Source organism: Sphaerisporangium sp. TRM90804 (assembly GCF_029846175.1).
Taxonomy (GTDB): domain Bacteria; phylum Actinomycetota; class Actinomycetes; order Streptosporangiales; family Streptosporangiaceae; genus Sphaerisporangium.
Window position 1 is genome coordinate 159670 of the sequence record NZ_JARWAC010000002.1, and the last position, 14913, is coordinate 174582.

The 14913-nt window shown below is 73.8% G+C and carries 11 protein-coding genes and 1 pseudogene; 6 read left to right on the plus strand and 6 right to left on the minus strand.

The window, feature by feature from the left end; translation table 11 throughout:
• Window positions 1-118 precede the first annotated feature (118 nt).
• The 5 genes and pseudogenes from PYR91_RS02430 (at window position 119) to PYR91_RS02450 (ending at window position 5508) form a co-directional block, all read left to right on the plus strand.
• A complete protein-coding gene (locus tag PYR91_RS02430) occupies window positions 119-721 on the plus strand; it encodes a DUF3000 domain-containing protein (RefSeq protein WP_279777362.1) in 603 nt (200 codons plus the stop codon).
• Window positions 718-1968 carry an HRDC domain-containing protein gene (locus PYR91_RS02435; protein WP_279777363.1) on the plus strand — a complete coding sequence of 417 codons (1251 nt, stop codon included), beginning with the start codon at window positions 718-720 and terminating at the stop codon, window positions 1966-1968. Before PYR91_RS02430 ends, PYR91_RS02435 begins: the two co-directional genes overlap by 4 nt.
• A 209-nt stretch (window positions 1969-2177) precedes the next feature.
• A pseudogene (locus tag PYR91_RS02440) lies at window positions 2178-3320 on the plus strand (Gfo/Idh/MocA family oxidoreductase); the annotation flags it as partial.
• Between the two features lie 215 nt (window positions 3321-3535).
• Window positions 3536-4672 carry a DUF993 family protein gene (locus PYR91_RS02445; protein ID WP_279777386.1) on the plus strand — a complete coding sequence of 379 codons (1137 nt, stop codon included), beginning with the start codon at window positions 3536-3538 and terminating at the stop codon, window positions 4670-4672.
• Entirely contained in the window at window positions 4669-5508 is an 840-nt protein-coding gene (locus tag PYR91_RS02450) for a sugar phosphate isomerase/epimerase (protein ID WP_347942837.1), read from the plus strand. Before PYR91_RS02445 ends, PYR91_RS02450 begins: the two co-directional genes overlap by 4 nt.
• A 13-nt stretch (window positions 5509-5521) precedes the next feature.
• Here PYR91_RS02450 and PYR91_RS02455 read toward each other — a convergent pair whose 3' ends face one another.
• The 3 genes from PYR91_RS02455 to dxs all read right to left on the minus strand — a co-directional run bounded on the left by PYR91_RS02455 (window position 5522) and on the right by dxs (window position 10338).
• Entirely contained in the window at window positions 5522-6532 is a 1011-nt protein-coding gene (locus PYR91_RS02455; RefSeq protein WP_279777364.1) for a LacI family DNA-binding transcriptional regulator, read from the minus strand.
• A gap of 111 nt (window positions 6533-6643) precedes the next feature.
• The gene (locus PYR91_RS02460; RefSeq protein WP_279777365.1) at window positions 6644-8119 is read right to left on the minus strand and encodes an amino acid permease; all 1476 of its coding nucleotides are present in this window, start codon (window positions 8117-8119) and stop codon (window positions 6644-6646) included.
• Window positions 8120-8433: 314 nt separating this feature from the next.
• A complete protein-coding gene (gene dxs / locus PYR91_RS02465) occupies window positions 8434-10338 on the minus strand; it encodes a 1-deoxy-D-xylulose-5-phosphate synthase (RefSeq protein WP_279777388.1) in 1905 nt (634 codons plus the stop codon).
• Between the two features lie 245 nt (window positions 10339-10583).
• Here dxs and PYR91_RS02470 point away from each other — a divergent pair, with 245 nt between their 5' ends.
• Window positions 10584-11378, plus strand: a complete 795-nt coding sequence (locus PYR91_RS02470; protein WP_279777366.1) for a neutral zinc metallopeptidase — start codon at window positions 10584-10586, stop codon at window positions 11376-11378.
• Window positions 11379-11429: 51 nt separating this feature from the next.
• Here the strand turns inward: PYR91_RS02470 and PYR91_RS02475 are convergent, their stop codons facing one another.
• From PYR91_RS02475 to PYR91_RS02485, 3 genes are all read right to left on the minus strand, one after another.
• Entirely contained in the window at window positions 11430-12632 is a 1203-nt protein-coding gene (locus PYR91_RS02475; RefSeq protein WP_279777389.1) for an ROK family transcriptional regulator, read from the minus strand.
• Window positions 12633-12798: 166 nt separating this feature from the next.
• The gene (locus PYR91_RS02480; protein ID WP_279777367.1) at window positions 12799-14052 is read right to left on the minus strand and encodes an ABC transporter permease; all 1254 of its coding nucleotides are present in this window, start codon (window positions 14050-14052) and stop codon (window positions 12799-12801) included.
• Window positions 14049-14825, minus strand: a complete 777-nt coding sequence (locus PYR91_RS02485) for an ATP-binding cassette domain-containing protein (protein WP_279777098.1) — start codon at window positions 14823-14825, stop codon at window positions 14049-14051. Before PYR91_RS02485 ends, PYR91_RS02480 begins: the two co-directional genes overlap by 4 nt.
• Window positions 14826-14913: the final 88 nt, after the last annotated feature.

Consider the following 14913-nt stretch of genomic DNA (forward strand, 5'->3'; position numbering starts at 1 on the left):
GGGACGGGCCTGCGGGTCACACGGCGGCGCCGCGGTGATGGCGGCTTGATCAGCGGCCATGTCACCAGCGCGTACCCCCCTGCTTCCCGGCCCGCCCGCCCCGGCCTACGCTGCCACCATGACCATCGGTGACGCCCCGCCGGCCCCGGCCGCGTTCCGCCGGGCGCTCGCCAGCCTGCGTCCAGCCGAGGTCAGGCCCGAGATCGAGCTGGAGGACATCCCGGCGCCGCAGCGGCTCGCCCCCTACTCCGGCGCCGTCGGCGCGGCCGTCCACCGAGACGACGACGAGCTCGCGATCGGCCGTCTCATCATGCTGTTCGACCCCGACGGCCAGCGCGGATGGGACGGCCCGTTCCGCCTGGTCGCCTATGTGCGCGCCGACATGGAGCCGGAGATCACCTCCGACCCCATGCTCGGGCCCGTGGCGTGGAGCTGGCTGACCGAGGCCCTGGACGCCCACGGCGCGCGCTACGCCGCCGCGGGCGGCACGGTCACCCGGGCGGTGTCGGAGGGGTTCGGCAACAAGGCCGACGACCCGGTCACCACCGAGCTGGAGCTGCGTGCCTCGTGGTCCCCGCTGGAGGACGACCTTTCCGCGCACGTCGCCGCGTGGTGCGACCTGATGTGCCTCGCGGCGGGCATCCCACCCCTGCCACCCGACGTCGCGGCGCTGCCGCAGCGGTCCGCGCGTCGCGAAGACCCGGAGTCCTTCAGGACGTGACCGACGACGACATCATTCCCGCGGGCGACTCCGTCGTGCCGCTGCTGGAGCCGCGCGAGGGCATTCCGCCGGTCATCGAGGACCCCGCCGCCCTGGCCGTGGTGGTGCGCGCCTTCGCGGCCGGCACCGGCCCGGTGGCCGTGGACGCCGAGCGCGCCTCCGGCTACCGGTACAGCGGCCGGGCCTACCTCGTCCAGCTGCGCCGGGCCGGAGCGGGCAGCGCGCTCATCGACCCCATCGGCTGCCCCGACCTGTCGGGGCTGGACGCCGCGCTGGCAGGCGCCGAGGTCGTCCTGCACGCCGCCACGCAGGACCTCGCGTGCCTGGCCGAGGTGGGGTTCACCCCCCGCGTGCTGTTCGACACCGAGCTGGCCGGCAGGCTGCTCGGGTACGAGCGCGTCGGCCTCGGGACGATGGTGGAGAACGTCCTCGGCCTGCGCCTTGAGAAGGGCCACTCCGCGGCCGACTGGTCGCACCGCCCCCTGCCCGAGGACTGGCTGCGCTACGCCGCGCTGGACGTCGAGGTGCTGATCGAGCTGCGCGACGCCCTGCACGATGAGCTGGAGGCCGCCGGCAAGCTCGGCTGGGCGCGGGAGGAGTTCGCCGCGATCCTGGCCGCTCCCCCGTCGCCGCCGCGCGCCGACCCCTGGCGGCGCACGTCCGGCATCCACCGGGTGCGCTCGGTGCGGGGGCTGGCGGTGGTCCGCGAGCTGTGGACGCTGCGCGACGAGATCGCCCGCGACGCCGACCTGGCGCCCGGGCGCGTGCTGCCCGACTCGGCGATCGTGACCGCCGCGCTCGATCAGCCGCGCACCACCAAGGCGCTGACCGACATCGCGCCGTTCACCGGGCGCAGCGCCCGCCGCCACCTGCGCGAGTGGCTGAACGCCATCGGCCGGGCGCGCATGCTGCCCGAGGCCAAGCTGCCGCAGCCGAACCTCGCCGGCGACGGCCCGCCGCCGGCGAACCGCTGGGCCGACCGCGACCCCGCAGCCGCCAAGCGGCTCGCCGCCGCGCGGGCCACCGTCGCGGCGCTGGCGACCACCCACCGCATGCCCACGGAGAACCTGCTGCAGCCTGAGGCCATCCGGCGCCTCACGTGGGAGCCGCCCGGCGACCTCGGCGACGAGGCGGTCGCCGCGCGCCTGCGCGACCTGGGCGCGCGCGAGTGGCAGATCGGCCTGACGGCCCGCCCTCTGTCCACGGCCCTCACCGTGCTGGCCGCCACGGGCGAGTTCGAGGCCTGACCCGTCCACGAGGACGTCACCGCCCGCACCGTGCGCGCGGCACGGGCCGTTTCACGCCTGCCCGGCCCGGCGGGGAATGTCTCGCCCGCCCGCCGGCCAAGCGACGGTGTGGGCGGCGCGCGCGGTCCCGACCGGCGGGATCTTGACGCATCACGTGCGCTTCTTTAGGTTGGAACTTGGGAAAGCGCTTTCCAAGGCTGGGAGACGTGATGAGCGAGACCGTCGTCGGCGTCGTGATGAACGGCGTCACCGGGCGGATGGGGTACCGCCAGCACCTCGTCCGGTCCGTGCTCGCGATCAACCAGCAGGGCGGCGTGACGCTGTCGGACGGCCGGCGGGTGACGCTCCGGCCCGTCCTGGTCGGCCGGGACGCCGCCAAGCTCGCCCGCCTCGCGACCGCGCACGGGATCGACGACCACACCACCGACCTCGGCTCGGCGCTCGCCGACGACCGCAACCTGATCTACTTCGACGCCCAGGTGACCAGCGCCCGCGCCGCCGCCGTCCACCGGGCGATCGAGGCCGGCAAGCACGTCTACGCCGAGAAGCCGCTCGCCGCCACCCTGGAGGAGTCCCTCGGCCTGGTGCGCGCCGTCGAGGCGGCCGGGGTCCGGGGCGGCGTCGTGCAGGACAAGCTGTTCCTCCCCGGCCTGCTCAAGCTCCGCCGGCTGATCGACGGCGGCTTCTTCGGCCGCGTGCTGTCGGTGCGGGGGGAGTTCGGATACTGGGTGTTCGAGGGCGACTGGCAGAGCGCGCAGCGCCCGTCCTGGAACTACCGGGCGGCCGACGGCGGCGGCATCGTCCTGGACATGTTCCCCCACTGGCACTACGTGCTGGAGAACCTGTTCGGCACGATCGAGACGGTGACCGCGCACGCGGTCACCCACATCGGCGAGCGGGTCGACGAGCGGGGCGCCGCCTACGGCGCCGACGCCGACGACGCCGCGTACGGCATCTTCGAGCTGGCCGGCGGCGTGGTGGCTCAGATCAACTCCTCGTGGGCGGTCCGGGTGCACCGCGACGAGCTGGTGGAGTTCCAGGTGGACGGCACGCACGGCAGCGCGGTGGCGGGGCTGCGCCAGTGCCGCGTCCAGCACCGCAGCGCCACGCCCAAGCCCGTGTGGGACCCCGACCAGCCGGTCGCCGCGCGCTTTCGCGAGCAGTGGCAGGACGTGCCGGACAACGCCGTGTTCGACAACGGCTTCAAGGCCCAGTGGGAGCTGTTCGTCCGGCACGTCCTGGAGGACGCGCCGTTCCCGCACGACTTCGCCTCCGGCGCCCGCGGCGTGCAGTTCGCCGAGATCGGCCTGCGCTCCTCGGCCGAGGGCCGCCGCCTGCGCGTTCCCGGCCTGCCCGGGCACGCCCCGTCCCCGGACGGCCGGGCGCCCGGCGTCACCCCGGCTCCCGGCGCGCCCGGCCTAGCGCGGGGCGCATCCGGGGCCGCGGCCCCGCAAGGCGCGCCCGGCCCCGGGCCGCGGACGTCCCCGCCCGGGGCGCCGCGAGGGACCGCAGCCGACGCCGAGGGGGCGCCCGCGTGAGGATCGAGCTGCCGTCCGGGCCCTACACCATGCGCCCGGCGGCGAGCCCGCCCCCGCCTGGCCCCGCGCCAGCCGGCCGCGTCGCCTACGCCGCCGCCCACGTGGTCGCCGACCCGTTCGCCGAGAACACGCCCGGCTCGCCCGCCGCCGTCGACTGGGACGCCACGCTGCGCTTCCGCCGCCACCTGTGGTCGCACGGCCTGCGCGTGGCGGACGCGATGGACACCGCGCAGCGCAACGCCGGCCTCGACTGGGCGGCCACCCGCGAGCTGATCGGCCGCAGCGCGGCAGCGGCCCGGGCGTACGGCGACCCGGCGGAGCTGGTGTGCTGCGGCGCGGGGACCGACCACGCGCCGCACGCCGACACGCTGCCGCTGGTGGAGGCCGCCTACGCCGAGCAGATCGAGACCGTGCGGGAGGCGGGCGCCGGCGTGGTGATCATGGCCAGCCGCCAGCTCGCCCGCGTCGCGCGCGGCCCGGAGGACTACCAGGCCCTGTACGGCAGGCTGCTCGCCCGCGCGGGGCGGCCGGTCATCCTGCACTGGCTCGGCGCGATGTTCGACCCGGCGCTGACCGGCTACTGGGGCTCGCCCGACGTGGAGACCGCGACCGGGCACTTCCTCGCCCTCGTGCGCGAGCACGCGGCCATGGTCGAGGGGGTGAAGGTGTCGCTGCTGGACGAGGAGCACGAGGTGCGGTTGCGCGCCGCGCTGCCCGCCGGGGTGCGGCTCTACACCGGCGACGACTTCAACTATCCCTCCCTGATCAAGGGGGGTTCGCACGCGCTGCTCGGGGTGTTCGACCCGATCGCCCCGCTGGCGGCGGCGGCGCTGCGGGCGCTGGACGCCGCCGAGAGCGAGCCGGACCCGGCGCTCCGCGCGCGCCACATGGCGCGCTATGACGACCTGTTCGGGCGAACGGTGCCGCTGGCCCGGAAGGTCTTCGAGGCGCCGACGTACAACTACAAGACGGGCATCGTCTTCCTGGCCTGGCTGGCCGGGCACCAGGACGCGTTCACGATGGTCGGCGGGGCGCAGTCGGCGCGGTCGCCGGTCCACCTGGCGGAGGTGTTCCGCCTGGCCGACCAGGCGGGCCTGCTGCCCGACCCCGAGTTGGCCGCCCACCGCATGAGATCCCTGCTCACCGTCCACGGGATGGCCCGGTGAGGCGGCTGTCGCTGAACCAGTGGACGACGCGCCGCTGGTCGGTGCCAGAGGCGGTCGACGGCTGCGTGCGCCACGGCATCGAGGCGATCGGGCTGTGGCGCGAGCAGGTGGGCGAGTACGGGCTGGCCGCCAGCGTGGCGGCGGTGGCCGGGGCCGGGCTGCGGGTGTCGTCGCTGTGCCGGGGCGGGTTCCTCACCTCGGGCGGGGCGCTGCGGGACAACCGGCGCGCCGTCGACGAGGCCGCCGCGCTGGGCGCCGCCTGCCTGGTCATGGTCGTCGGCGGGCTCCCGGGCGTCCCGCCGGGCGGGGAGCCGCGGCCCGGCTTCTCCCGCGACCTGCCCGGCGCCCGGGAACGGGTCAGGGAGGCCCTCGACGCGCTCGTCCCGTACGCGGCCGAACGCGGGGTGCGCCTGGCGCTGGAGCCGCTGCACCCGATGTACTGCGCAGACCGGGCGGTCCTGTCGACCCTCGGCCAGGCGCTCGACCTGGCCGCGCCCTACCCCGCCGAGCGGGTCGGGGTGGTGGTCGACGCCTTCCACGTCTGGTGGGATCCGGCGCTGCCCGAGCAGCTCGCCAGGGCCGGCGCGGCCCGCCGCATCGCGAGCTACCAGGTGTGCGACTGGCCGCAGCCGCTCCCCGCCGACGTGCTGCTCGGCCGGGCGATGATGGGCGACGGCGTCATCGACCTCGGCGCCCTCACCGACGCCGTCGCCGCCGCCGGCTACACCGGCGACGTCGAGGTGGAGATCTTCAACGCCGCCCTGTGGGCCGCCGACCCCGACGAAGTCCTGACCACGATGAAGTCGCGCTACCGCAGCGAGATCCTGCGCGCCTGAGACCGGGGCGGGGTCAGGCCGGCGTCAGGTGGCGGACGCTCTCGCGCAGGACGACCTCGCCGGCGACGGGCTCCACGCGGGGGAACTCCGCCCACGACAGGGCCAGCTCCATGGCCAGGCCGCCCATGCGGGCCAGGGGCAGCCGGACCGTCGACAGGGCGGGGACCATGTCGCGCAGGGGGGCGATGTCGTCGAAGCCGGCCAGCGACAGGTCGCGCGGCACCTGGACGCCGCGGTGCCGGAAGGCGGCGAGCGCGCCCACGGCCATCACGTCGTTCACCGCGAACACGCACGTGGCGTCGGCCAGGCTGTCGACCAGCTCCATGGCCGCCTCGAAGCCGCCGTCGCGGTCGAAGCCGCCGTGCACGACGACCGGCGCGGGCAGGCCCAGGTCGGTCAGCGCCGCGGCGAAACCCTCCGCGCGGTCGGCGGCGGTGAGCAGGGTGCGCGGGCCGGCGAGCATGGCGAACCTGCGGTGGCCGCGGCCGGCCAGCGCCCGCGCCAGGTCGTAGCCGCCCTCGCGGTTCAGCGGCGCCACGGTGTCGGCGCCGAGGAGATCCTGCCCGATGACCGCGACCCGCCCCCCGGAGGCCCGGTAGACGTCGAGCTCGGCGCGCAGCCGCCGGATCATGTTGTCGTCGGTGACGCGGGAGCCGGCGATCAGCACCACCCGGGCCCGCTGGGCGTTGAGCGTGGCGACGTGCGCGATCTCGCGTTCGGGGTCGCGGAAGGTGGTGCCGAGCGTCACCACCATGTCGTGCAGGTCGGCCGCGCGGATGGCGCCGTCGGCGATGGCGGCGAAGTAGTGGTCGGTCAGGTCCTGGACGATCAGGCCGACGACGTTGCTGGCGCCCCGCGCGAGGGTCTGCGCGGTGGCGTCGACGCGGTAGCCCAGCCGGGCGGCGGCCGACTCGACCCGGGCCCGCATGTCCGCCCCCACCTGGCGCGTGCTGCCGTTGAGCACCCGTGACGCCGTCGCCAGCGACACTCCCGCGTCCCTGGCGACGTCCTCGAGCGTGACCATGGTCGTCCTCCCGTGCCCCGACGGCTTCCCTCCCATTGTCCAGCGGTTCGGGTGTCGTCGTGACCGCTTCCCGCGGCGGCCGGTTCGCGGCTCGCCGCGGGAAGCGCGAGGTCAGCCGGTGGTGACGGTGGGCTCGCTCTCTCGCATGCGGCTGTGGCGCACGCCGTAGGCGAAGTAGACCGCGACGCCGATCGCCATCCAGATCAGGAAGCGCAGCCAGGTCTCCACCGGCAGGTTGAGCATCAGGTAGAGCGAGGCCAGCGCCGCCAGGATCGGCACGACCGGCACCCACGGGGTGCGGAACGAGCGGGGCAGGTCGGGGCGCGTGCGGCGCAGGATCAGCACGCCGACCGACACCAGGATGAACGCGAACAGCGTGCCGATGTTCACCAGCTCCGCCAGCGCCGACAGCGGGATGAACCCGGCCATCAGCGCGGTCACCACACCGATGATGATCGTGATGACGTACGGCGTGCCGAACCTGGGGTGGACGGTGGCCAGGCGCGCGGGCAGCAGGTTGTCGCGGCTCATCGCGAAGAACACCCGGCTCTGGCCCAGCATGAGGATCATGACCACGGTGGTCAGGCCCGCCAGCGCGCCGACGCTGATGATGCTGGCCAGCCAGTTCTGCCCGACGGCGCGGAACGCGTTGGCCAGCGGCGCCGACCGGCCGAGCTGGTCGTAGCGCTGCATGCCGACCACGACCAGCGAGACGGCGACGTACAGGATCGTGCAGACGGCCAGGGAGGCGATGATGCCGATCGGCAGGTCGCGCTGCGGCCTGCGGGTCTCCTCGGCGGCGGTTGCGACGACGTCGAAGCCGATGAAGGCGAAGAAGACGATGGCGGCGCCGACGAACACGCCGAACACGCCGTAGGCGACCGGGCTGACGCCGAACAGCACCTGGATGAGCGGCGCCTGGACGCCCTCGACCGTCGCGGTCGCCTTGGCCGGCGGGATGAAGGGGACGTAGTTGGCCGCCCGCACGAAGAACAGGCCCGCGATGATCACCAGCAGCACGACGGCCACCTTGATCGCCACCACGACGAGGTTGACCCGGGCGGACAGCTTGATGCCGGCCACCAGGACGGCCGTCAGCGCGAGCACCACGACGACGGCCGGGACGTTGAAGGTGGCGTTCTCACCCGCGAACGCGGGCGGCAGGTTGACGCCCATGGTGGCGAGCAGCTCGGAGAAGTAGCCCGACCAGCCGACCGCGACCACCGCGGCGCCGAGGGCGAGCTCCAGCATGAGGTCCCACCCGACGATCCAGGCGGGGAACTCGCCGAAGGTCGCGAACGAGAACGTGTACGCCGAGCCGGCGGCCGGCACCGTGGAGGCGAACTCGGCGTAGCAGAGCGCGGCCAGCCCGCAGACCACGCCGGCGACCACGAACGACAGGGCGACGGCGGGGCCGGAGTTGTCCCTGGCGACCTGTCCGGTCAGGACGAAGATGCCGGTGCCGACGATGACGCCGATGCCGAAGACGGTGAGGTCGAGCGCGCTGAGGTGCCGGCGGAGCTGGTGCTCCGGGGCCTCGGTGTCCTCCATGGATTGTTCGACCGACTTGGTGCGGAAGATGCTCATGCTCACGCCCCTTGATCGCCGATGTCGCTGAAGAGGTCTTCCCCGGAAAGGTTAAGTCATGCGTAACCCCAGGTCAGACCAACCTTTCGACCTCCGGCCACCGGGCGCCCCGTTCGGCGGCCCACCTCGCGAGCGGCGGCGCCGGCGGCGCGGCCCGGCTCGGCCGCCGGCGACACGCCGCCCGGAGAGACGGGACGGTGGGACGGCCGCGGCCGTCGAGCCCCGCGCCGTCCAGCCGCTGGGACGGGGTGGACGGCACACGAAACCCTCCACGGGCGCGGCGCCCGTGGAGGGGTGGTCGTGCGGGGTGGTCGTCAGGCGACGGGGCCGGCCTCCAGGGGGGCCGAGCGGCGGGCGACGGCCTCGGTGATCTCGCGGGCGAGATCCTGGCCGGTGAGGCCGATGTCGGACAGGATGCGGGCGCGCTTGGCGTGGTCGAGGAACCGCTGGGGCACGCCGAAGGTGCGTACGGGCACCTCCGCGCCGGCGTCGCGCAGGCACCGGGCGACGGCGTCGCCGACCGCGCCCACGCGGCCGTTGTCCTCCACCACGGCGACCATCTTGTGCGCCGCCGCGGCGGCCATCAGGTGCTCGTCGAGCGGCTTGACCCAGCGGGGGTCGACGACAGTCGCCGAGATGCCCTGGGCGTCGAGCAGCGTGGCGGCCTCCAGGCACGTCGAGGCCATCGAGCCGACGGCGACGAACAGGACGTCGGCGCCCTCCCCGGCGTCACGCAGGACGTCGGCCCCGCCGATCTTCCCGACGGCCGGGATGTCGGCGCCGACGGCGCCCTTGGGGAAGCGGACGGCGGTGGGGCCGTCGTCGACCGCGACGGCCTCGGCGAGCAGCTCGCGCAGCCGCGCGGCGTCGCGCGGGGCGGCGATCGCGAGGCCGGGGACGAGCTGCAGGATCGAGAGGTCCCACATGCCGTTGTGGCTGGCGCCGTCGTCGCCGGTGACGCCCGCCCGGTCGAGCACGACCGTGACCGGCAGCCGGTGCAGCGCGACGTCCATGAGGAGCTGGTCGAACGCGCGGTTGAGGAAGGTGGCGTAGATGGCCACCACCGGGTGCAGGCCGCCGAGCGCGAGGCCGGCCGCGCTGGTGACGGCGTGCTGCTCGGCGATGCCGACGTCGTAGGTGCGGTCGGGGTAGGCCTCGGCGAAGGCCGCGAGGCCGGTCGGGTGCAGCATGGCGGCGGTGATCGCCACGATGTCGTCGCGCTCGGCGCCCAGGCGCACCATCTCGTGGCTGAACACGTTGGTCCAGCTGTGCGGCCTCGGCTGCTCCTCGCCGGTCAGCACGTCGAACGGCTGGGGCGAGTGGAAGCAGTCCTCGTCGTGGTTCTCGGCCGGCGAGTAGCCGCTGCCCTTCTTGGTGAGCACGTGCACGATGACCGGGCCGCGGAAGTCGCGCGCGCGGCGCAGGGCGGCCTCGACCGCCGGCTCGTCGTGGCCGTCGATCGGGCCGACGTACTTCAGGCCGAGGTCCTCGAACATCACCTGCGGCGCCAGGACGTCCTTGATGCCCTTCTTGACGCCGTGAAGGGTGTCGTACAGCGGGGGCCCGACCACCGGCACGCGGCCGAGGTTCTGCTTGACGAACTCCAGCGCGTGCTCGTAGTTCTGCGTCATGCGCAGCGAGGCGAGGTGGCTGGCCAGGCCGCCGATCGTGGGCGAGTAGGAGCGCCCGTTGTCGTTGACCACGATGACCAGCGGCAGGTCGGGGTCCTTGGCGTGGCCGGCGATGTTGTTGAGCGCCTCCCAGGCCATGCCGCCGGTCAGCGCGCCGTCGCCGATCACCGCGACGACGGTGCGGCCGATCGCGCCGCGCAGCTTGTAGGCCTTGGCCAGCCCGTCGGCGTACGACAGGGCGGTGGAGGCGTGGGAGTTCTCGATGACGTCGTGCTCGGACTCGGCCTGGCTCGGGTAGCCGGACAGGCCGCCCTCCATGCGCAGGCGGTCGAAGCCGGACGCCCGGCCGGTGAGGATCTTGTGGACGTACGCCTGGTGCCCGGTGTCCCACAGGATGCGGTCGTTCGGGGAGTCGAAGACGCGGTGCAGGGCGATGGTGAGCTCGACGACGCCCAGGTTGGGGCCGAGATGGCCGCCGGTGCGCGAGGTCGTCGAGATCAGGAGGTCGCGGATCTCGGCGGCCAGGCGCGGCAGCTCGCCGGCCTCCAGGCGCTTGAGATCCCCCGGCCCCTTCACCGATTCGAGCAGCTCACCCCGTTCCTCGCCCGAACCGTCGGCCCGCCGGGTCCGCTCGTTCACGGGATCATCTCCTCCGCCTGTCGTCGACCTGCCCGAGTCTATTTGCCGGATCAGCCGGTCCCACCGGCGCTCCGCCTTCCACAAGGTTCACACCCTTGCGGCGGTCTCGGGGGGAACTCCCGAAACACTCCCGGACTTGCCCACATTAGATCTGTTTTACGGCAAGTGGGCGGCTGTCGTACCCTTTCGGGACCATGCGCACGCCGTCGCTCGTCCTCGTCTCGCTCATCTTCTCGCTGGCCGCGCTCGTGCTCCCGAGCGGCGCCGCGACCGCCCAGACCGGCTACCCGATCGCGAACGCCGCCCCCCTGACCAGGAGCCCGCTGTACACGGCGGGGCGACTGCCGGGCGCCTCCTGCGCCGAGCGGCCGGTGAAGGCGGGAAGCGTCGTCTCGGTCAAGAGCTACCTCACCCCGCTGGTGAAGTGCCTGGACGCCGCCTGGACCGCCCAGTTCGCCCGCGCCCGGCTCCCGTTCGCCAAGCCGCGTGTGACGTTCATCACCAAGCCTCAGCGGATGTGCGGGTCCAACTGGGGCAAGGACGTCCAGGCGATCTACTGCAACACCGACCGGCGCATCGTGCTCATGCTCGACCGCGACGTGGTCGGCGATCCCGGCGACCTGTACCTGCTGGACGTGCTGGCCCACGAGTACGGCCACCACGTCCAGAACGTGGCGGGCATGTGGCGGGCGCTCGACAGGCTGCCCAGCCGGAACAAGGCGGAGTTCTACGAGCAGACGCGGCGCCACGAGCTGCAGGCCGAGTGCCTGGCCGGCGCCTTCATCGGCAGCGTCTGGCCCTCCCTGGACCGCGACGCCGGCGACTGGAAGGAACTGCTGGACGCCGACCGCCGCAGCGGCGACGAGTCGACGGGCGTCCGCGACCACGGCAAGGGCCGCAACATCGCCAACTGGCTGAACCGCGGCTTCAAGGCCGCCTCGCCCTCCGCCTGCAACACCTGGATCGCCGGCTCCTCGATGGTCGCCTGACCCCCGGCGGGCACCTCCCCACGACGGCGCGGGCCGCGGCGGGCGCCCCGGTCAGGCGCCGACCCGCGCCAGGGCGTCCAGCGGGTCGGCGAGCACCTGCGCGAAGGCCAGCTCGGCCGCGCCCACCAGGATGGTGTCGTCGCCGAGGGCGGGGGTGCGCAGGCGCAGCGACTCACGCGAGGCGCGCAGGACGTCCACGGCGATGCGGCTGCGCACCTGGGCCGCCGAGCCGAGGTAGATCTCGCGGAGGATCCCGCCGAAGATCACGACCTCGGGGTTGAAGACGTTGACCAGGTTGGCGACGCCGAGCCCCAGCCAGTCGCCCACCCGGTTGAGGGCCTGCTGGGCGAGGACGTCGCCGCGGTCTGCGGCGCCCACGACGGCGCGCACGGCGTCCCGCCCGGCCTGCGCGCTGAACCGGCCGGCGGCCTCCAGCAGCGCGCGCTCCCCCACCTCGGCCTCCAGGCACCCGCGTGACCCGCAGCCGCACGGCCGGCCCCCGGTGTTGACCACCATGTGGCCGATCTCACCGCCGTAGCCGCCGTGCCCGCCCAGCAACTGGCCGCCGGCGATGACGCCGCCGCCGATGCCGACGTCGCCGTGCAGGTAGATCAGGTCGCGGCAGCCGACCGCGACGCCCCGCGCCTGCTCGGCCAGCGCGCCCAGGTTGGCGTCGTTGCCGACGGCGACCGGCACGCCGAGCCCGAGCCGCTCCTTGAGCTCGGCGCCGAGCGGCACGTCGACGGCGCCCATGTTCGGGCTGTAGCGCACGACGCCGTCGGAGCTGCGCACGCCTCCGGCGATGGCCACCCCCACGCCGACGCACAGGGTGTCGGGCCGGGTCCTCGCCAGCATCCGGCGGGTGAAGGCGACCACCGCGCCCGCGACGTGGTCGAGGTCGAAGTCCTCACGCTCGCGGGTGGCCTCGTGGCGGTCCAGGACGACGCCGCCCAGGCCCACGCGGGCCGCGACCAGCCTGTCGACGCCGATGTCGAACGCCAGGACGTACACCCGCGCCGACTCCGGCCTGACCACCAGCGAGGGTCGGCCGACCCGGCCGGTCTCCCTGGGCAGCTCCTCGCGCACCAGGCCCGCCGCCGTCAAATCGGCGGTGAGCGCCATGATGGTGCTGCGGTTGAGCCCCATGCGGGTGGTCAGCTCGGCCCTGGACGTCGGCCCGCCCAAGTGCACGTGCCGCAGCAGGACTCCGAGGTTGTGGCGCCGGATCTCCTCCTGTGAGGGCCCCGCGCGCATCATGCTTGCTGCCTCTGCTTCCTCGTGCGGCCGGAAGGGGGGGTCTAGGGGCGAGGCAGGTGCCGCCGGCGCCGCCGGCGCGGCGCCGGTGCTCACGGGAACGTCGCCCACGTTCCCGGCGCGGAGCGTGCCGTCGCGTCCGGGCCGGTGCGGCCCGGACGCGCGGTCATCTCAACCCGGAGGCCGCCGCCCGCTTGCGGGACAGCGCGTCCACCCCCGCGGCCAGGAGCAGCACGCAGCCGGTGACGATGAACTTGACGCTGGCGCTGTAGCCCATCAGGCCCATGCCGTTGTTGATGACGGCGACCACGGCGCCGCCGAGCACGGCGTCGATCACCCGGCCCTTGCCGCCGAACAGGCTGGTGCCGCCGATGACGGCGGCGCCCACCGCGAAGAGCAGGACGTTGCTGCCACCGGTGTTGGGATCGACGGAGTTGTCGCGCGAGGCGGCGATGATGCCGCCGACCGCCGCCATGCTGGAGCAGATGACGAAGGCGCTGATGCGGATGCGGTCGACGCTGATGCCGGCGCGGCGCGCGGCCTCGGCGTTGCCGCCGACCGCGTAGATGTGCCGGCCGAAGGCCGTGCGGCGAAGGACGAACGTCCAGAACACCAGGAGCACCACGACGATCGGGACGACGATCGGGACGCCCGTCAGGGAGGCGAGCAGCGCGTTGCGGCTGCGCTCCAGGTTCAGGGCGTAGACCGCGAGCCCGGCGATGAGCGCGAGCGCGCCGACGCGGAAGGCGATGACCGCGGCGGGGTCGTAGGTGAGGCCGCGGCCCCTCCTGCGCTGCGCCCGGACGATCTGGATGGCCGCGTACACGGCCACGCCGACGGCGTAGAAGGCCCACCCGAGCGCCGGGGGAAGGTTCTTGTTCTCGATCGCCAGGATCGTCGCGTCGCGGATGGCGATGTTGGTGCCCTCGTTGACGAGGATCAGCACCAGGCCCTGGAAGCCGAGGAACGCCCCCAGGGTGACGACGAACGAGGGGATGCCGAGCTTGGCCACCAGGGTGCCGAGGACGGTGCCGATCACCGCGCCGGTGAGGATCGCGGCGAGCACGGCGACGTACCACGGCTGGCCCATGTTGGCGAGCGCGTTGGCGAGCACGGCCGCGCACACGCCGCTGGCGTAGCCGGCCGACAGGTCGATCTCACCGATCAGCAGCACGAACACCAGGCCCATGGCGATCACCGCGATGGCGGCGCCCTGGGTGAACAGGTTGGCGAAGTTGATCGAGGTGAGGAACGCGGGCCGCAGCGCCGCGAACACCGAGCACAGGACGACGAGCCCGAGCACCGCCGGGAGGGCGCCCATGTCACCGCCGCGCACCCGGTCCCAGTAGCCGCGGACGTTGCCGCCGATGCTGCTGGGGGCCGGCGCGGCGGGCTCCTTCTGGATCGTCGTGGTACTCATGCCGTGACTCCGTTGACGTTCTGGAGGCCGAGCTCCCCGCTGCGCCCCGAGGTGATGAGCTCGACGATCTGCGAGTGGGTGACGTCGGCCGTGCGCACCTGCGCGGCCATGCGTCCGAGGAAGAGCGCGGCGACGCGGTCGGAGACCGCGAAGACGTCGTTCATGTTGTGGGAGATGAGGACCACGGCGAGGCCGTTGTCGGCCAGGCGCCGCACCAGCTCCAGCACCTGGGCCGTCTGCGCGACGCCGAGCGCCGCGGTCGGCTCGTCCAGGATGACGACCTTGCTGTTCCACAGCACGGCCTTGGCGATGGCCACCGTCTGCCGCTGGCCGCCCGAGAGGCTGGACACCAGCTGGCGGATCGACTTGACGGTGCGGACCGACAGGCTGTCCAGCGTCTTGGCCGCCATCTCCTCCATCGTCGCCTCGTCCAGCACCAGGCCGCTGCGGCGCTCGCGCCCGAGGAACATGTTCTGGACGATGTCGAGGTTGTCGGCGAGGGCCAGGTCCTGATAGACGATCTCGATGCCCAGCGTGGCGGCCTCGCGAGGGCTGTTCACCGTCACGGGCTTGCCGTCGAACAGGTACTCGCCCCCGTCGATCGAGTAGATGCCGCCGAGACACTTGACCAGGGTGGACTTGCCTGCGCCGTTGTCACCGACGAGCGCGGTGACCTCCCCCGCGTGGGCGGAGAAGGCGACGTCGTGCAGAACCTGCACGGGACCGAAGCTCTTGTCGAGCCCGCGGACCTCCAGGACGGGTTGGGATGACACGTTGCTCCTCAGAGACTGACGGAACGGCCGCCGCGCCCCGCGGGGCGGGCCGTCGTGCGGGCCCGCCCCGGGGGCGGCTGCCGTTCCG